20 protein-coding genes and 1 pseudogene are annotated in these 18,970 nt (G+C 38.8%); 7 read left to right on the top strand and 14 right to left on the bottom strand.

Annotation, left to right across the window (positions count from 1 at the left end; genetic code table 11):
- Positions 1 to 34: 34 nt before the first annotated feature.
- Both nheB and nheA read right to left on the bottom strand, forming a co-directional pair.
- Positions 35 to 1,228 (bottom strand): non-hemolytic enterotoxin subunit B, encoded by a 1,194-nt coding sequence (gene nheB, locus IEV41_RS00845; protein ID WP_188386574.1) that lies wholly within the window; start codon positions 1,226 to 1,228, stop codon positions 35 to 37.
- A 19-nt stretch (positions 1,229 to 1,247) separates the two neighbouring features.
- Positions 1,248 to 2,399: a non-hemolytic enterotoxin subunit A gene (nheA, locus tag IEV41_RS00840; RefSeq protein ID WP_188386573.1), complete on the bottom strand. Its 1,152-nt coding sequence runs from the start codon at positions 2,397 to 2,399 to the stop codon at positions 1,248 to 1,250.
- Positions 2,400 to 2,849: 450 nt separating this feature from the next.
- Here nheA and IEV41_RS00835 point away from each other — a divergent pair, with 450 nt between their 5' ends.
- Both IEV41_RS00835 and IEV41_RS00830 read left to right on the top strand, forming a co-directional pair.
- On the top strand, positions 2,850 to 3,119 hold the full coding sequence (locus IEV41_RS00835) for a hypothetical protein (RefSeq protein ID WP_188386572.1): 270 nt from the start codon (positions 2,850 to 2,852) through the stop codon (positions 3,117 to 3,119).
- Between the two features lie 188 nt (positions 3,120 to 3,307).
- Positions 3,308 to 4,540, top strand: coding sequence for a cytochrome P450 family protein (locus IEV41_RS00830; protein WP_188386571.1), 1,233 nt, complete (start codon positions 3,308 to 3,310; stop codon positions 4,538 to 4,540).
- Between the two features lie 40 nt (positions 4,541 to 4,580).
- Here IEV41_RS00830 and IEV41_RS00825 read toward each other — a convergent pair whose 3' ends face one another.
- On the bottom strand, positions 4,581 to 5,222 hold the full coding sequence (locus IEV41_RS00825; RefSeq protein ID WP_188386570.1) for a DsbA family oxidoreductase: 642 nt from the start codon (positions 5,220 to 5,222) through the stop codon (positions 4,581 to 4,583).
- Positions 5,223 to 5,297: 75 nt separating this feature from the next.
- Positions 5,298 to 5,732 carry an Rrf2 family transcriptional regulator gene (locus IEV41_RS00820; RefSeq protein ID WP_188388623.1) on the bottom strand — a complete coding sequence of 145 codons (435 nt, stop codon included), beginning with the start codon at positions 5,730 to 5,732 and terminating at the stop codon, positions 5,298 to 5,300.
- Positions 5,733 to 5,887: 155 nt separating this feature from the next.
- Here IEV41_RS00820 and IEV41_RS00815 point away from each other — a divergent pair, with 155 nt between their 5' ends.
- The gene (locus IEV41_RS00815) at positions 5,888 to 7,336 is read left to right on the top strand and encodes a serine hydrolase (protein WP_188386569.1); all 1,449 of its coding nucleotides are present in this window, start codon (positions 5,888 to 5,890) and stop codon (positions 7,334 to 7,336) included.
- Between the two features lie 49 nt (positions 7,337 to 7,385).
- Here IEV41_RS00815 and IEV41_RS00810 read toward each other — a convergent pair whose 3' ends face one another.
- From IEV41_RS00810 to IEV41_RS00780, 7 genes are all read right to left on the bottom strand, one after another.
- Entirely contained in the window at positions 7,386 to 8,381 is a 996-nt protein-coding gene (locus IEV41_RS00810) for a leukocidin/hemolysin toxin family protein (protein WP_188386568.1), read from the bottom strand.
- Between the two features lie 178 nt (positions 8,382 to 8,559).
- Positions 8,560 to 9,858: a hemolysin family protein gene (locus IEV41_RS00805; RefSeq protein WP_188386567.1), complete on the bottom strand. Its 1,299-nt coding sequence runs from the start codon at positions 9,856 to 9,858 to the stop codon at positions 8,560 to 8,562.
- Positions 9,859 to 10,024: 166 nt separating this feature from the next.
- The gene (locus IEV41_RS00800; RefSeq protein ID WP_188386566.1) at positions 10,025 to 10,309 is read right to left on the bottom strand and encodes a putative quinol monooxygenase; all 285 of its coding nucleotides are present in this window, start codon (positions 10,307 to 10,309) and stop codon (positions 10,025 to 10,027) included.
- Positions 10,310 to 10,331: 22 nt separating this feature from the next.
- Positions 10,332 to 10,811 (bottom strand): RrF2 family transcriptional regulator, encoded by a 480-nt coding sequence (locus tag IEV41_RS00795; RefSeq protein WP_229722105.1) that lies wholly within the window; start codon positions 10,809 to 10,811, stop codon positions 10,332 to 10,334.
- Positions 10,808 to 11,044, bottom strand: a complete 237-nt coding sequence (locus IEV41_RS00790) for a DUF896 domain-containing protein (RefSeq protein ID WP_188386565.1) — start codon at positions 11,042 to 11,044, stop codon at positions 10,808 to 10,810. The genes IEV41_RS00795 and IEV41_RS00790 overlap by 4 nt, the downstream gene beginning before the upstream one ends.
- Before the next feature lie 20 nt (positions 11,045 to 11,064).
- A complete protein-coding gene (locus tag IEV41_RS00785) occupies positions 11,065 to 12,057 on the bottom strand; it encodes an LLM class flavin-dependent oxidoreductase (RefSeq protein WP_188386564.1) in 993 nt (330 codons plus the stop codon).
- A 101-nt stretch (positions 12,058 to 12,158) separates the two neighbouring features.
- A complete protein-coding gene (locus IEV41_RS00780) occupies positions 12,159 to 12,806 on the bottom strand; it encodes a nitroreductase family protein (protein ID WP_188386563.1) in 648 nt (215 codons plus the stop codon).
- Positions 12,807 to 12,983: 177 nt separating this feature from the next.
- Here IEV41_RS00780 and IEV41_RS00775 point away from each other — a divergent pair, with 177 nt between their 5' ends.
- On the top strand, positions 12,984 to 13,343 hold the full coding sequence (locus IEV41_RS00775; protein ID WP_188386562.1) for a winged helix-turn-helix transcriptional regulator: 360 nt from the start codon (positions 12,984 to 12,986) through the stop codon (positions 13,341 to 13,343).
- Between the two features lie 44 nt (positions 13,344 to 13,387).
- On the opposite strand, the gene IEV41_RS00770 is transcribed toward IEV41_RS00775, so the two are convergent.
- Together IEV41_RS00770 and IEV41_RS00765 are read right to left on the bottom strand one after the other, a co-directional pair.
- Complete coding sequence (locus IEV41_RS00770) at positions 13,388 to 14,470, bottom strand: DNA alkylation repair protein (RefSeq protein ID WP_188386561.1); 1,083 nt, start codon at positions 14,468 to 14,470, stop codon at positions 13,388 to 13,390.
- Between the two features lie 194 nt (positions 14,471 to 14,664).
- Entirely contained in the window at positions 14,665 to 15,900 is a 1,236-nt protein-coding gene (locus tag IEV41_RS00765; protein WP_188386560.1) for an MFS transporter, read from the bottom strand.
- Between the two features lie 217 nt (positions 15,901 to 16,117).
- Here IEV41_RS00765 and IEV41_RS00760 point away from each other — a divergent pair, with 217 nt between their 5' ends.
- From IEV41_RS00760 to IEV41_RS00750, 3 genes are all read left to right on the top strand, one after another.
- The gene (locus IEV41_RS00760) at positions 16,118 to 16,711 is read left to right on the top strand and encodes a TetR/AcrR family transcriptional regulator (RefSeq protein ID WP_188386559.1); all 594 of its coding nucleotides are present in this window, start codon (positions 16,118 to 16,120) and stop codon (positions 16,709 to 16,711) included.
- Positions 16,712 to 16,959: 248 nt separating this feature from the next.
- Complete coding sequence (locus IEV41_RS00755) at positions 16,960 to 17,577, top strand: nitroreductase family protein (protein WP_188386558.1); 618 nt, start codon at positions 16,960 to 16,962, stop codon at positions 17,575 to 17,577.
- 65 nt (positions 17,578 to 17,642) lie between these two features.
- On the top strand, positions 17,643 to 18,113 hold the full coding sequence (locus tag IEV41_RS00750) for a GyrI-like domain-containing protein (protein ID WP_188386557.1): 471 nt from the start codon (positions 17,643 to 17,645) through the stop codon (positions 18,111 to 18,113).
- Between the two features lie 168 nt (positions 18,114 to 18,281).
- On the opposite strand, the pseudogene IEV41_RS00745 reads toward IEV41_RS00750, so the two are convergent.
- Positions 18,282 to 18,748, bottom strand: a pseudogene (locus IEV41_RS00745) (recombinase family protein); the annotation flags it as partial.
- Positions 18,749 to 18,970 lie beyond the last annotated feature (222 nt).

Raw genomic sequence — 18,970 nt, 5'->3', positions numbered from 1 at the left:
CTTGCCCCATAAGGAACAAGAGATTTCTTATATATTATGCCTCGTTATCTACAACTTTAATATCTTCCGCGTAGATTTTCTCTGCGTATTCTTTGATGTCTTTCCAGCTATCTTTTGCTACATTTAAATCTTCCTTAATGAAGAAAAGATCTTCTGGACTAATGAATTCTACATTTTTAATTAATGAATTGTATTTGTAACCCATTGTATGCCATTGATTCGAAATATTTTGCAGAGCGGTAATAGCTGTGTCAATGGTATTCGTTAAGTACTCTGTTTGCTTCTTAATTGCTGTTAACCCTGCCATTTGCACTTGTGCATCAGTTACGCTTCCTGTTAACTTTTTAATTTCTGCTTCTGCCTCGTTCATACCTTGCTTCGCTAACACAATACCGGTAATACCAGTACCAGTCGCCCCAACACCACCTGCGATTAAGCCGATACCTAGCGGTGTACCTGCGCCAGTGGCAATCATTACTGAACCACCAACAATTGCAATTGGTCCCAGCGCTGTTGCAACAGATGAGCCGATAATGATGCTGTTATACTTGTTAATTGCATCATAGTAAGAGCCGATTTGCTTTTGAAGAAGCGGGATACCTGCATCTTGACTTGCAAGAATCGTTGTAATTTGATTTGAATGTCCTTTAAAATTCTGTGTATCTGCCGTTAATTTATTTCTAAACTTCGTTAAGTCTTCTACTAACTTATCTACTTCTTGCTTGTTCTCTGCGATACTGCTAGACAATCTTGTTAAGCCTTTCGCTAACGTTGTTTTGTTACCTGCATCTACAGCCGCTACTAATGTGTTGTAATAGTTCTCGAACTTCGTATTATAGTTAATAATATTTTGATTCGTTGAGATAAGCTGTGGCTTTAGTACATCTAACCATTGTTTCGCGTTGCCACGAGCAATGTTTTGATGTGTGATAATTTTGCCTTGTAACGTTTCATCAATTGCGCTGACTTTTGTAAAATCCGCATTCGGTTGCTTTAAAATCGTTAATGCATATAAGTCCATTACCAATGCGTTCGAACCAGTTCGCTCCATTGCCTCGCGTAGTCCTTCTGGTCCTAATGTATATTCTGCATACTTATCTGTTGTACTTGCAGATACTGATGCCACTGTACGTTCTGATGCAAACGTCTGCATTGGAAGCACACTATTCACTGCAATAGTCGCAACTAATGCGGACATTGCCATTACTTTATACGGTTTCTTTGTCATACTCTTCCTCTCCTATCACTTACTTCACTTCAATATTTGTTACGAAATCTTGATATTGATTCGTTTGTTTATTGATTTCGTCGCTCATCTTCTTCAGCATCATCACTTGTTTCTGCAGTGACGTACCATTCACCAGACCAGCTTCGAAATCCATTTCAATTTGTTCCATCGTCTCATTGATAGACTTCCAATCTTTCATCACATGACCAAACACCGTAGTTTGGCGATTAATCATTTCTGTAAAACCATCTACTTGATCTTCAATAAGAGTAATACCTGTTACTTCTAGTTCAATTTCCGATAATTTCTTCACAAGCGGTAATAGTGCTTTTTGTTTCTCTGCAATAATTGCTGCAGACTTACTCGCTTGGTTATTCGCTGTACTTACAATATCGCCGCCAAGCTGTTCAACAGATACGATGTCTAACGTCTGAGTTTCTGCACCATTCTTCGCTATTGTTGATAGCGTCTTTCCAATCTTGATGGAACCTTTTACAATATCATTTGGGCTATTTAAAATATTCGTCAACTCTGTCTGAATTTCATCTTGGAGTTTCTTAATATCAGCTCGTAGTTGTATTACTTCCCCATTTGTTCCTTGTAACGATTGAATCGCCATTTCTGCTCGCTCTGAGAATGTCTTGTTATCTGTGAGCAATAACGTCTGATAACTAGCCAAATCATGAGATGTTTGTGTCATCTTCTCTTGCACTGTTCGTACTTGCGTATGCAGTCGACTAAATGCTTGTAAGAAATCCGCTTTCGCTTGCTCATCTTCGTTTACTTTGCCAGCTAATTCGTATAATTTATTATAATAGCTATTGAACCTTGTGCTAAATCGCATCATGTCTTCATTTACATCTATTAACCTTGGATTATATTCATCTAACCATTCTTTTACGTTATTTCTAGCAATCTTTTGGTGATTCGTTAAGCTACTCATCGCCTTCACTTGTACATCTGGTTGCTGTAGAATCACTAATCCATATGCTTGAATTAACGGTGACTGTGATCCTAGTGTTCGAATTGAATTCGATAGTACCTTCGTATTTATAACATTATGTGCACTAACTTGCTTCGGTTTCATTTCTTCTGCTAATACCCCTTGAGGCATCAAGTAACTAGCAGATACAGCTGATACTACTAGACTTGCAATCAATGTTTTCTTCACATTACTTCCCCCTTCAATCTCTCAACAAAAAAAGTAAGCGTTTTCATATAAATTCACTTATCTCTCCATTCGAATGGCAAGAATGACATCATCTTTCTCGTACGCGCGCCGTAATAAAAAAGTTAAATGGCGACCATTCAACTTTTCTATTACGGACTCCATTATAAGCATGGGTGTTTTTGAGCGTAAAGGGACCATGGGCCTAGGAATGCGGCTACCAACTTCTTATTTATATTTTAATATATTTTATAAAACGAAAAAAATAGATAAAGACCACATCATTACCGAAATTAAATTATCTTAAAAAACCTTCCTTAAAATATGCAATTATGCATATTTTGATAAAAACCATTACAAAACTAATAAATATACTATATAATGTTGTAATTTTATGTAAACAAAGTTAATATTCACTTTCTTTAAAGAGTCATACTATTAGGAGGGAATTCTATGAAACTGACAAAAAAAGTAATGGCATCAATCGTTTTATCAGCTTCTCTTAGCACTTCTCTTGGAGTAGGCGAGACTATGACTGTAGGAGCAAAAGTTGTTCAGCCAGACCCTGGTAGTGGCTTTGTATATGACCATACGAAGAAACTACCAAATGGTACTTACGCAAAAGTATATTACAAGAAAAAGAATGGAAAAGTTATTCGAGTTAAAGAGAATTGGTTTAGCGCAAAGGGAAAATATACTCACACTAGTGAATATACACCTTAAGAAATTTCCTTAACTTATAAAAAGAAATGAAAACGTTATCTATCATTATTAGATAACGCTTTTTATATTACCTTCTTTTATCAATCCCCCACGTGTATCTCAAAACATAAGTGGTATATTTTAACAAACAAATCCGTAGACATAGTTACAAGGAGTTCATTTGAATTGTACTAATAAGGAGGAAACAAATGAAGAAAGTTTCGTTTAACGATTTCAGTTCACCAGAAACGATGCATAATCCAATTATTTTTTATAAGCAGCTTATGGCGCAAGAAGAAGCGATTTTCCACCTTGATGACTTCTACGGTATGGGAGGAGCATTGGTCACCTTAGGCTATGACGATGCTGTCATGATATTGAAAGACTCGCGTTTCATTAAAGATGTGCGTAACTTTCTACCACAGAAAGAGAAAAAGGAAGCAAGCGAAGAAACTACAACCGTCGACAAATTGTTTGAATGGATGATGAATATGCCCAATCTCCTAACGGTTGATCCACCTGATCACACCCGCTTACGCCGACTAGTATCGAAAGCATTTTCCCCGCGTATGATTGAAAACCTCCGTCCTCGTATTCAACAAATTACAAACGAACTTCTAGATAACGTGAAGGAAAAAGGAAAGATGGATGTTATCGCTGATTTCGCTAATCCTTTACCTATCATTGTTATTTCCGAAATGCTCGGAATTCCAACGGAGAATCAACAGCAATTTCGTGAATGGACACATACATTGATGAGTGCTGCTTTGGATCCTCGTCAAGTAGCTACCGTTACAAACACACTTGATCAATTTATTCACTATATTGAAGTACTTCTGGATGAAAAACGCATAAGCCCTTGTGATGACTTAATGAGTGCTCTCATTCAAGCACAAGAGCAAGAAGATAAATTAAGTAAGAATGAACTCCTTTCAACCATCTGGCTTCTCTTTATCGCTGGCCATGAAACGACGGTCAACTTAATTGGTAACGGCATGCTTGCATTGCTTCAACACCCTGAACAAATGAAAATGCTGCGTGACAATCCATCCTTGCTACCTTCAGCTATTGAGGAACTACTGCGCTATGCTGGTCCAATTATGATTGCTCATCGTTTTGCGAGTGAAGACGTAGTCATGCACGGAAAGACAATTAAAAAGGGCGAAATGGTATTATTCTCTCTCGCAGCTGCCAATATCGATCCACGAAAATTTGAGAATCCTGAGACATTAAATATTACCCGCGAAGAAAACAATCATTTAGCGTTCGGTAGTGGTATTCATCACTGTCTAGGAGCACCTCTTGCACGTTTAGAAGGAGAAATTGCATTTGGTACATTACTTCAACGATTCCCTAACCTCGATCTAGCAATTGAACCAGAAAAACTAATCTACAACTATAGTAAATTCCGCTCTCTCGCAAGCTTACCAGTCACTTTCTAAAAAAAGAAGCCTACTTCCTCAAAAAGTAGGCTTCTTCTAGTTAACAATTTCCGTCAATGTCACATTGCATCCCTGTCGTACTTCCTTTTTCCGTAGCTTTATCAATTGCCTCTGCTAACCTTTCTTTACTCGCTAGCCCTTGAATTACTTGGTCACCAATTACAAACGTTGGAACGGCTGTAATACGTGCTTCTTCATACGCATGCTTCAATGCCGCAGCTTGTACGTCTTTATACTTGCGTGTTACTAATGCTTCTTTAAAGGCTTCTGCTTGCAAGCCAACTTCTTCCGCTAACTTCGTTAACACGTCGATCTCTTCAATGTTTTGTTCCTCTTGGAAAAATGCTGTGAACACCCTCTCATAGAAGGCATTTCCTTTTCCATGCTCTTTCGCAAAGTGACAACCTTCAAATGCAAGATGTGTGTACGGATGCGGAGACATACGTGGCAACACCATATCTACACCAAACTTCTTCGCTGTTGGAGCGATAAAAGCATTCCATGCATTCACTTTATCTGGCTCATTCCACGGATCAATTTTTGGTGTTGGACTCGGACGAAGTTCAAACGGCATCCACTCTACTTCGATATCTTTCTCTTTCATTACCTCATCTAACGGACCTTTTCCTACGAAACAAAATGGACAAACAAAATCGGAATATACTTTCACTTTTACTGACATATTTATTTCCTCCCCTTCGTTGTAACCTTTATAGTTACAACACATCTATAAAATAGGTGCCTAGTAAAGTAGGCACTAGTTCGCATGTATTTGCTTATCTAATGATGCAAGTAATTGCTCCATCGTTACGCTGTTCAACACAGCTTCCATTGCTTCTTGTGCTTGTACGAGAAGTACTTCTAACACAAGTTGGAGGTTAGCACCAATTGGACAATCAGGATTTGGCTTCTCGTGAAAATGGAATAACTTCTCCTCTTCCACGACATCGACCGCTCGATACACATCAAGTAACGTTATATCACTCAGCTCTTTCATAAGATATGCACCACCTGTACCACGCTTCACGTACACAAGATTAGCTTTCTTCAAATAAGCTAGTACTTTGCGAATAATAACTGGATTCGTATTCACACTTCCCGCCATATATTCCGACGTACAAATAGGTGCCGGACTACTATGTATAAGCGACAAAATATGAACCGCAATCGTAAAACGACTACTAATTTTGATAAGTATCACCTCGTTGTAACAATTATAGTTACAACGAAAAAGGAAGTCAACACATTGTGAAGAATTTAATAATTTTTAAAATTTTTCAAGGATTTTCCAATCGAAGTAGAGAACTACTTGTATGCACGAAAAAATACTAGTTGGAGGTTCAAATAATGACGAAAATAGAAACTGCCCTCGAAACAACGTTTGAAAAAATGATGCAAGATTTGCACGTACCAGGTGCTGCTGTCGCAATTGTAAAAGACGGTAAAGTTATTCTCTCACAAGGATTTGGATACCGTAATCTTGAAAAGAAAGAACGCGTTACACCGCAAACACTTTTCGCCATCGGTTCTTCTTCAAAGGCATTTGGTGCGTTCTCCTTAAGTTTACTTGCTCAACAGAAGAAATTCGACTGGGATGCACCGGTTCAAGATTACGTCCCTTCTTTCTCTTTATTAGACAAAGTAGCTAGTACACAACTTACAGCACGTGACCTTGCTGCTCATCGTTCTGGCGTAAGTCGTCATGATATGGTATGGTACAACTCTGCATTAAGTAGGAAAGGCATTGTCGACAAACTTAAGCACTTGCCACTAGATGCACCACTTCGTACGACTTTCTTATATAACAATTTAATGTACGCTACGATGAGCTATATGGTTGAAAGTATTACAAATCAGACGTGGGAGCAATATACTACTGACCATATTCTACAACCTCTCCAAATGGATAATACGAATTTCTCTGTGAATGACTCTAAGCGTAACGATAACGCTGCGCTTCCTTACATAGAGAAAGATGGCGACATCATCGAAATACCATTCCGCAACATTGATACAGTCGGAGCTGCTGGATGTATTAACTCTACCGTCGAAGATATGGCAAAATGGCTTCTACTACACCTTAATCAAGGTAAAATGAATGACCACCAGATTCTTGACACTGCATTACTACAGCAACTGTATACACCACACAACCAAGTTCCTGACCAACCATTACTTACTGTCCCTGAATCGCCAGTAAATAGTTATGGTCTTGGCTGGTTCATTAGTTCCTACCGTGGATACAAAATGGTTCATCACGGAGGGAATATTGACGGATTCTCTGCCTTCGCTTCCTTTATGCCAACCGAAAATATCGGTATTGTTATTTTAACAAACGTAAGTGGGTCCCTACTTCCTCTGTACATGGCTCATCACATGTACGACGAACTACTTGACTTATCTCCTATCGATTGGCATAAGCGCGCGGTTGAAGATAGTGGCAAGTTTAAAGAAATGATGAACCAATTTAATGACCTACTTCCGAAACAAGTAAAAGACACAAATCCATCTCATCCTGTACAAGACTTCACTGGAACATTCGAGCATCCTGCTTATGGAACACTTGAGGTCTATGAGAAAAACAATGAACTCTACTTTAAGTTTTTAGATGTAGAAGCACCACTCACTCATTATCATTATGATGTCTTCTCATCCACATTTGACTGGATGCACATTGAAATGAAAATTTTGCTCGCTTACCAAATGAACGCAGCAGGAACATTGCATGAAATTCAAGTCCACTCCGTTGTTTTATTTAACGACAAACCATTTACATTTAAGAAAGTGAACAAATAATAGGAATAAGCCATCGTGACCTATATGATCATGATGGCTTATTTTTTACTTATTTCTCTTGTAACTTCTTATTCTTCCAATCTAGCGTAAATGATTTATCAAACGTATCTTTATCAACATATTTGATATTATTTCCTACCCAGTTTGCTACTCCAAATGTAAATCCTGGACGAAGCGCATAGTCATCAGAATGCTTTGTATACGCGACTTGAACATCTGATTTCTCTATGTTCTTCTCTGCAATAACAACCGCAATCATACCAGGAGAAAATCCGCTATTTGTTAATGCTGGTAGCTGATCCATCGGTACTAGATTTCCTCTTGCATCCGTTTCATATGGATATGTACGAGAATACATGAATAATTGATTGCCATACATTGTATTGTAAGAATCACGTGTATATATTCCGTAGTTTTGGTTGTTATACCCGTTGAAGAACACATTCCACTTTACGTTTTTATTTGTTTGATCTACTAAGTTTGTTTTATAGCTTGTTTGTTTATAACTTACTGTATCAGTCCATGTCATTCCACCAGTTGCGCTAACTTCTCCGCCTTTATCTGTAACCTTAATTGCACCCCCAAGTTGATAAGATACACCTGAAGTTACTGTTGTTTCTTCTACTGCATTTGTCGGTGCTACGTTAAAGAATTTCGCACTAGTATCTTGAAGATTCATCGAAACATCATATTCGGATGGATAACGAAGCGTTGCACTTGCCCCTGGAAAAGGATACCCATCAACAGGTTTATCACTAATAGAAGTATTTGCATCGATAAAGCTACCTGTTGTATTCAAAACAGCAATTTGCTTATCGCTACTAGGATCATCGATAAATGTAACCTTCAATGACATTGTCATATTATCCGCTTGTTCATTGTTAAACGTATTATAGCTTGTATACGTCTTTGCCTCTTTCCCAATATCCGTCACCACTTGCGAAACCGTTTGCGCATATGCGGACGGTATAGAATACACAAAAGCACTACTTACTAGAATAGTAGATAAAGATAAATACGTTAAACATGTTTTTGTACGTTTCATAAAACATTCCCCCTTTATTTTTGTCGAAATATGTCATATTTCAGTCAAATGGTAACATAGAAAGAAAACGCTTTCAAACTTTATGCATAAATGCATATTTTTATCGAAATAATGCGTCACAAAAAAGTAGGCTTTCTAAAAGAAAACCTACTCCAGAACAAGCCGACTACCTATCCATCTATTCCTTCTTCTCTTTAATTTCTATTTGCTTCATATAATGTAATCCTCTAGATAGTACCTTGAATTCATACCCTTCCACTTCAAGAGATTCCCCCTCTTGGAGATGATAGTTCTGAGCCATTATCCACCCACTAATCGTATCTATCCCCTTGTCATCCAAGTGCAAATCTAGCAACACATTTATTTCATATATCAGTACTTTTCCGTCTACAATTTTGTGCGTATCGCTAATATGTTGAATTGGAGCATGTTCATCCTCATCATACTCATCTCGTATCTCCCCTACTATTTCCTCAAGAATATCTTCTATTGTCACAATTCCAGCCGTTCCACCGTACTCGTCATATAATACAGCCATCGGACTACGTTTCTTCTGCATCTCTACTAACAAAGCACGAATCGGAATCGTCTCTATTACTTGAATAACAGGACGTATGTAAGAATTGATTGTATGCAATGCTTCTCCTCGCTTCTTCAGATAACGAATAAAAAAATCCTTCACATTAACCATTCCTATAATCTCATCCTTATCTTCGCCAAATACAGGATAACGTGTATATTGCTCTCGTTGAATTGTTCGAATATGTTCCTTCAACGAAGCCTCCTTATGTAGACCAATAACTTCTGTACGAGGTACCATAATTTCTTTTGCAAGACGATTATCAAATTCAAAGATATTATTTACATATTTAAATTCCGCTTGATTAATTTCCCCACGTTGATAACTCTCTGAAAGGATGAGACGTAACTCCTCCTCCGAATGTGCCATCTCATGTTCAGATACTGGCTTCAATCCAAAGAGGCGTGTTAAGAAACGCGCCGAACCATTTAACAAGCGAATGAACGGATACATCATTTTATAAAACCAAATAAGTGGTTGGGACAGCAATAGCGTTACTTTTTCTGCTTTTTGGATGGCAAATGTTTTCGGTGCTAATTCTCCTACTACTACATGTAAATAAGTCATAATAAGAAATGCAATTGCTAAGGACAGTACACTAGCTAGATGCGAATTAATATTCCAGCTATGAAATAACGGGTGTAACAACCTCTCAATCGTTGGTTCACCTAACCACCCTAATCCCATTGCCGTAACGGTAATTCCTAATTGACAAGCTGATAAATACTCATCTAAATTCGACGTTACCTTCTTAGCTGCAACGGCTCCTTTTCTACCTTCTAACACGAACTGATCAATTTTCGTACTTCTCACTTTCACCATCGCAAATTCTGCCGCGACGAAGAAAGCAGTGAAAATAATTAACAATACGACCATCAATATATTCACAAAAACCAAGCTATGCCACCTCCATTTCACTTTTTATCGTTACCAAAGGAAGGGTATTTATCCAGCAACATAGATTGTACTCTATATACACATCAAAAAAGGTCATTGTTTGGATATATGTCCGCACAATGACCTTTTATTGTTGTCTTATTTCTGCATATTCACGCATCAACGCTTAATCTGTCCAATATACACAATCTGTCACGGATTTCAGTAGCGGTTGCATCTGTTGAATAAGCGTACAATATCCATCACTTTCTTTCATCTCATTCAGCGCTTGTTGGTCTTCCCACATACTAATGACACCAAATGATGAATCATTCGCTGTAGTAGGCTCTAAGAAATGCACATCTACACACCCTGCTTTTTTGTTAATTGGCACAAGCATATTTCGTCCCAATTGACGTACTTCTTCTTCCTTGCCTTCTTTGCTATTCAATGTTACGACTCGAACAAACATTGTATTACCTCCACTATTATTTTCATATCACCATTTTTTCTCGTAAAAAGGCATCCACTTTCATCAGCTCCTCATATGAAGCATTATTGTTAAGCGCTTCATGTAAAGACGCAATGGTTGTTCCTTTTAAGATAGATTGCCAAGCATCTTCTGCTTCTCGCATGACATCTGACAATAAACAAGTCGTATTCTCTTTCAAATGGAAGATTGTATGAAAAATTCCGTTTGAACGATACAGAGATTCCACACCTTCTACCGCAATATATACGTCATATATTCGAATATCCTTGGCATTAACTAATAATTGAAATCCTCCTTTTACCCCTGACACGGATGAAACAAGCCCTGCTTGTACAAGTTTTCTCATGAGCTTTTGAAGATACGTTGGAGAAACTTGCAGTTGTTTGCTGAGTGATTCACCTGATACCATCGCATGCTTAGGCAATCGATTCAGCAACAACAACGCATATACGGCTTGTTCCACACCAGCTGTCATTTTCATGCGCCAGCATGCTCTTTTAATTTTTGTTGTTCTTTTCTCAGCTTTTCTGGTGTCACGTCATTACCTAGCGGATCTAATATTGTTAATCCTGAAAATGTTTGTACTAATTGACCCCGGAAAATTTGAATATACTCTTTACGGAGTTGTTGTTGCTCTCTTTTCTCCTCTTCTGTTAACCCTTCTGCACGTTGTTTTCTCGCTAATACGTTAATACGATCTAAAATTGGAATCATTGTTTTTTCCACCTTTCTACTTATAAAAGTTCTTTTGCTAATAATTGATACGATTGTACTCTCGCTTCATGACTATGACTAATTGTTCCAATCATTGCCTCACTTATACCGAATTTCTCTTCATGTTCACGCAATGTATGTGCAACCTGTTTGGCACTTCCGACAAGGAATCGTTTACGATTGTTTTCGATTTGCATTTTATCTATTTCCGTATACGAATAATTCAGAGCCTCTTCTGGCGTGAGAATTTGGAACGGCATTCCTTTATCTAAAAATAATAAATTTAAATCTAAGCTAGCTGCATGATACTCTGCTTCTTCCTCTGTTTCTGCTGCCATCGCAAAGTACCCTACGTTAATCTGAGGTTTCTCCATGAATTCCGACGGTGTAAAGTTCTTACGATATGCATCCAGCATGGAAGATGATAAGTCACCACTGATGAACTGAGCGAACGAGTACCCAATACCAAATCTTCCTGCTTGAGCAGCACTGCTTCCACTAGAACCTAATAACCACACTTCTGGTAATGGGGCTCCTACTGGTGCCGCTAGCGTACGACTATACACATGATCCTCAGGCATTGTTTCCGTCATAAACATCATCGTCTCCATTAATTTATCGTAGGAATTCAACACATTCGGATGTCTTCCTTCATGCAATGCAAGCGTTGAGAAGCGATCTCCACCAGGTGCACGACCTACACCGAAATCAATTCTTCCTGGATGTAATGTTGATAACGTTTTAAATACTTCTGCCATTTTGAGCGGGGAATAATGCATCAACATAATCCCACCAGATCCGACACGAATACGTTTCGTAGTGGAGGCAATATGAGAAATCATAATCTCAGGTGAAGCGCTCGCTAAGTTCGGTGAACCATGATGCTCTGAATACCATATTCTGTTGTACCCTAAGTCATCTACTACTTTTGCTAATTCAATTGTATGTTGCAATGTTTCTTGAGACGTTTGTCCATTTGGTGTTGGTGTTTGATCTAACACACTTAATTTCATTCTTTTCTCCTTCTTTCGTCGTTAATATCGATAATGAATATCCATCATTCAAGTAAGTATGCGGGGAATCTTTCATCACAACGATTCCCCACTTACAACCATTACTTATTTCCATTCCAAGAAGTAACTTCATCTACGCCTAATCGTACAGTTGGGAATCCTGGTTGTGCTGCTTTACCAACTGTAATCATTAAGATATTCACTAAGTTATCTGGAACATTGAACTCTTTACGGAATTCTTCCACGTTGTAGCCAAGCATCGGCACTGTATCGTATCCTCTTGCTTTCGCCGCTAACATTAATTGCATCGCTAGAAGCCCACCATCAAGCATTTGCCATTCTTTTTTATCTTCGTCACTTACAGAACCGTAAAATTCTTGTACACTGCTATTAATTCTGTTTTTAATTTCTTCTGTCATGAATCCAGCATCAACAGCACGTTGGTTAATCGTATCTGCATTCTCTACTGTGTAAGCATCCATGTCTCCTAATACAACAATAACCGCAGACGCATCAGCTACTTGTGGCTGACCTGATGCCATCGGAAGTAATTTATCCTTTAGCTCTTGATCTGTGAAGACCATGAAGCGCCACGGATTTAAATTTACTCCGCTCGGTGCAAGCATTGCTTCCTCCAGAATTTCTTTAATTTCCTCGTCCATCATTTTATAAGAAGCATCATAGAAGCGAACAGAACGACGCTCACGGATCACATCATAAAAATTTGCAGTACGGTTTTCTTTTTTCATTTTTATATCCCCCATTATTTTTCATTAAAATTTGATATTTTCACATGTAACTTGCTAACAAATCCTATTATGGTATAGTACAGATATAAAAAAAAGTACGCACTTTTTTGTGCTATAGATACCTTTTTGTAACATAGGTACGAAAAAGTGCCTATTAGATAAATAGAGGAGTTCGATATGAGAAAAGAGTACAACAACCGAATGGAAGTAGTATTAGGAGTCATTGGAGGGAAATGGAAGGCACATATTTTATATCATTTAACGAATGGACCTATACGCACAGGTGAATTAAAACGATTAGTAACAGGGATTACACAAAAGATGCTGACTGAACAATTACGCGAACTAGAAAACGATGGATTGGTTTCTAGAAAAGTGTATAATCAAGTACCACCAAAAGTAGAATATTCCCTTACAGAATACGGCGAATCGCTAAGAGAAGTCTTACAAGTACTTTGTGAATGGGGCGGAGAATACATTAAATATCGATATCCTAACGGTGAGGTCATCATTAAAGAGGAAGCTGAAAATAAATAAAAGGTAAGGATATAGCGAGCATGCCCACTATATCCTTACCTTTTTTATTCTAAATGAAAATCAAGACTAGCTTTCTCTTCCCCGTTTATAAGAATAGACAACGTATGCATCCCGTTGTAATGCTTTCGTGTTGTTAAGTCTTTAAACGAATGCGATTTATGATACGATAACATGTCTCCAGCAGATAATATATTCTCGCTCACTTTGAAGACACGTCTCGATCTATTTCCATTTTCCTTCACGAAATCAACTGCATACTCAATTCGAACCTTTGTAGATTCCTCTCCTTTTACGTGAAACGAAAAGGCTATCTTCTCTCCAATCGAAAGTGTCATTTTATCTACCGTGAAATTCTCGACATGTACAGCCAGTGTTCCATGGAATCCAAACAACGCCAACGCTTCTGGATGTCCCTTCTTCAATAACCCACGACATGCATGCTTCACAATCCAATCTGTATCTGGATGCTTGCCTAACCATTCCTTCGCAAGATTCAAGATAAGTTCTGGATGATCCTTCGAAATATCATTCAAGTTATTCGCCACGCTCTTTCTAACGTACAATGATTCATCCTCTTTCAAGCGCTCTACTATCGGAAGAATAGGCAACGGATTTGCTTTAAACTCCCCTAACGCCATCCCCCACGGTAATCTCGGACGAATCCCTTCACTCGCCAATCTTCGTACATGATGATTAGGATGTTCACTCCACTCTAGCATTTGTGCAACCATTCGCTCTGGATCTTGTTGGATAAAAGGACGCACCCCATATTCAGATGTCGAATACTGAGTGAACCACTCTAACGCAGGAATCGATACATCCCATTTGTCCAATCCATATACCTCTACAAAGTCAGGGAAAATAATACTTGCTAATGAATCATTAGCAAGCTGCGGTGCAACCTTTTTCAATATGCCAATCGCTTCCTCATAATCAGACGGAAGAAACGTATGTAAACACGTCGTAATGTGTCTCATCCTACTTTTCAACGCCTTCTCTTCCCAATCATCAACAAAGATTGATTGAATGAATCCTTTTTCATCAAACTCTTCGTACACACACTGAATTTCTTTCGCCAACTTGCCGACAAACTCTACATCGTATATATCTTTTAACGCTTCTGCCATGCCGCCACCTCATTCTATATTTTCCACAAAAGAACATTAGTTCCCACCATTATACAAGTCATTTACTGAAAAAGCGAGGTATACGAAGAAGAAAAACATTTGCCTATTACAAATTTCTAATACTTATATGAGGGTACAACAGTCGCTATTGATGAAGGATAACAGGCCACCGTATCATGCGGTAGCCTTTCCCTTCACATACATTGTGTTTGTTCTACTTCCGCACATTCGTCCCCCTTCACCGCTCGCTTATACGCTAACTGAAGCGATTTGTAACCTGCAAGCATCATAACGAATGCCACGAATCCTGCGATAATCGCAACACTAAATCCTGTACGTGCTCCGAATCCATCCACGACCCATCCCGCAATTGCTGAACCAATCGCCACGCCAATACCTAATCCCGTAATAGCCCATGTCATTCCTTCTGTTACTTGAGATTCCGGGACAATCTTTTCTACTAATCCCATCGTAATAATCATTGTCGGCGCAACGGACATCCCCGCAAAGAAGACCGAAATCGTAAGCTTCGTTATACTATCTATAAAGAACAGCGGAATCATCGTAATCGCTGAAATTGAAACAGCGTACAAAAACTGGCGATATAACGGTGTTTTGATTCGAAGTGTCCCAAATACTAAACCAGCTAAACAAGAACCAACCGCATACACGGATAATACAATACTTGCTGCAACTGTATTTCCTTGATCCTCCGCAAATGCAACACTCACGACGTCAATTGTACCAAAGATTGTACCAATGGCCATTAATGTAAAGACTAATACCCGCAATGAACCAATTTTGACAATGCTACCTTTAGTTGTTGTCGAAAGCGGATAGACAGGAGGTTCTGTACTCTTTTGCATTGTAAAGAGAAACACCCCTATCGCAAGGCAAATAGATGACAGTAGTGGACCTGCCTCTGGAAACCACATCACACTAACACTAACCGACAAAACTGGACCGACAATAAAGCAAAGTTCATCTACAACCGACTCAAACGCAAACGCCGTATTTAACTTATGCGATCCACGATACAATTCTGCCCAGCGCGCACGTACCATCGCCGACATATTCGGCATTCCACCCGCAGCTAACGCCGAAGCAAACAGCGTCCAAGCCGGTGCCTTGTACCGTGTGCAAAGTAACATAACAATAACCGCTAACACACTCACTATAGTCGCAAGTGGTAACACACGCGACTGCCCTAATCTGTCTGCTAACCTCGCAATATGCGGAGCTATTAAGGCAGAAGCTAATGCAAACGTCGCCGCAATGGCCCCAGCCAACCAATACTCCCCGCTCAACTGCGATAACATCGTCACAATCCCAATACCCATCATTGACATCGGCATTCTCGCTACAAAACCCGCTGCCGAAAACCCTTTCGAACCAGGTGCCTCAAATATTTTACGATATGAATGAAACATAACCTTCCCCTTCCCATCTCACGCATTATTTGTTCAAACAAAGTAACTCTAGAAAAAATTGACATACGCCGCGTATGTATTTTATACTATTCACATACAACACGTATGTCAATTAAAAACATTTTCTCCTCATCAAAAAGAGAAATATTTTGATGAAGAAACACGAAGTCCAGTACAATGAACATAACGTACAAATGTAGAGAAAGAAGGAGAAAGTATGGTACGAAAAACACGCTCGGAAATGATTATTGAAACACGCGCCAAATTAATTAGCGCGGCACGCCAAGCATTCGGTACAATCGGCTATGCAGACACCTCGATGGACGATTTCACTGCTTCTGTTGGCTTAACACGCGGCGCTTTGTATCATCACTTCGGCGACAAGAAAGGCTTACTCGCAGCTGTCGTACAAGAAATCGATGCCGAAATGGATCGACGATTAACGACTATTTCTGATACAGCCGAAAGCACATGGGATGGATTTGTCGGTCGATGTGAAGCATACCTCGCAATGGCACTAGAACCCGAGATACAACGCATCATCCTTCGTGATGCCCCGTCTATTCTAGGTAATACATACGCCGATACTTCTCAGTCCCAATGTCTCGCAACGATGGGCCACATGCTGAAGCAATTAATGGACCAACACATCATCCATCAGACAGACTGTGAATCATTAGCCCGCCTTCTAAACGGTGGCCTCATGAACGCTACCTTCTGGATTGCGAATGCAGAAGAAACAGAAGCAACGCTAGAGAAAGCATTACACAGCCTATCTATTACATTGAATGGCTTACGAATAGACCAATAAAAAATAGCGTATCTTGATCGAAACAAACCCATAATATAGGTATAGGTACATACGAGAATCCCTGCAATGCAGGCTTATTATCACATACTAAACTAGTAGAAACAGTGTGCTAAAGAATACATTTTTTAGCACACTCTCCTTCCCTAGTAAAAGAAATATTTGACATTACTAGCAAAGTCCTATAACATATATCTCGAATTAAAGATTCTTCATTTGAAGACAAAACCTCAGAAAGAAGGCTGTATCCAATGGATTTCGAACAATTACTACAAGCAAGACGCTCCGCAAATAATTTTATGAAAGATGTACATATCTCCAAAGAAGAACTAACTGACATATTTAACCTAGTAAAGCTAGCACCTTCTGCATTTAACTTACAACATACAAAATATGTTGTTGTTCAAGACGACGTGTTAAAAGAACAAGTAAGAGAAGCTGCTTACGGACAATACAAAGTCTCTTCGGCATCTGCCGTTATTCTCGTTCTTGGAGATAAGAAAGCATATAAGAATGTTGGCAGCCTATATGAAGGACTACTCCATCTAGGTATCTTAAGCAAACAAGAATATGACAAACAAGTAGAAGAAGTAACAAACTTCTATGTAAACCGTGGCGAAGAATTCGAGAAAGAAGAAGCCATTCGTAACGCATCCCTAAGCGCGATGCAATTTATGCTCGCTGCAAAAGCAAAAGGATGGGATACATGCCCAATGATTGGTTTCGATGCCAATCAGATCCGAGACTTATTACATATTCCTGAAGAAGAAGAAATTGTCATGATGATTGTTATTGGCAAGGAAAAGGTAGCAAGTAGACGCCCAAGAGGTTACCGTAAGCCCGTAAGAGAATTTGTAACATATAAATAACAAACAAATTAGTACAAGTCCATCACTCCTTTTCGTATAATGAACATGAAAAGGAGTGATTAACAATGGTTCATATCCAAACACTTTCAAGCGACGAAAAGAAATTAGTTGGCTACACAGTCACAGCCTCTGTCAATGAAGATGTAGAAGCTAACATTATTGTACGTTTACGAGACAAGCTAATGAACACTCGCCACAACATCCCACATCAACTAGATAACACTAGCATGTATTTAGTCCAACGATATTCAGACTGCGAATGGACACCAGATGTGCCTTTTGTCCATATTCTCGCCGTTGAAGTCCACGAGTTTTCCGATATCCCTAACGAATTTATTCAACATACACTCCCAACTAGAACATATACAAAAGTCACTCATCATGGGCCAGAATCAACACTTACAGAAACGTATCATGCCATTCAGGAACAAGCTATTTGTAGCACTCGCCCGTTTGACTTCGAATATTGGGCGGATGTACATTCTCTGGATCAAGAAGATAGTGTGATTGAGATTTATTTACCAATGAAAGAATAATATACATTCACGTGTTCATTTTCAATTGCTGATTTTCAACAATTGAAGTTCAACTGTTGAAAATCAGGACTTATTAAAGAAAGAACACAAAAGAAAGAATAACAAATACATACTAAAAAAGAAATATTGTTAATAGCAGTAACAAGGAAAATCACTTATTATGTATTATCTCTTCCTGCCTCTAGGTAGTTTCAATACAATTTCAATTCGTTGGTATTGGTCTAACAACTCCAATATCTATTCACTAAAAAATCGTTTGGCTCATGTGTGTAAATACTGTAACTCGGTTGTTCAATTGCTTTTATATCTACTTCATGTTTCTCTCACTCTCGTTGTATCAACACTTTTGCCAGGTCAGAGCGCCACAGTCGTGAGGTATTCAATACGATAAAGTGACTTACTTGGTGATACGCCATATCCGATAATAGCTCCTGTAGTCCTTCACGTTCAACCGTTAATCCATCTTCATCAACTGTTGCGCCACTCAGTCCTCTATCTTCGTAAATTTGAAGTAGCTGTAAGTTATTTTCCATACAGTAACGCTCAATCTCTTCTACTTGATACGCTAGACTATATCCGTCACGTACTTGTCCTTCTGTTGAAACTCGTACATAACCAACTACTTTCTCTTCCATAGTAGTCCCTTCCCGTTACAGTAATTGTAGTCCCTGTAACGTTTACCCGTTTTTTGCGGATAACGTGTTCGTAACGTAAATCCGTTAAAACGTACTGTACGACGACTTGAAAAAATAACACACCCCTTACTTTTTATATCGTTTTTTCCCTAGTAGTGTCATACACGGTACAAAGACAATTACAGTCTATAGATTTAACACTTATAAAATTATATGTGTATC

The organism is Priestia taiwanensis (assembly GCF_014638355.1).
GTDB lineage: Bacteria > Bacillota > Bacilli > Bacillales > Bacillaceae_G > Priestia_D > Priestia_D taiwanensis.
Note: the sequence above shows the minus strand (reverse complement) of the source record. Positions and strands in the feature narration are given on the sequence as shown.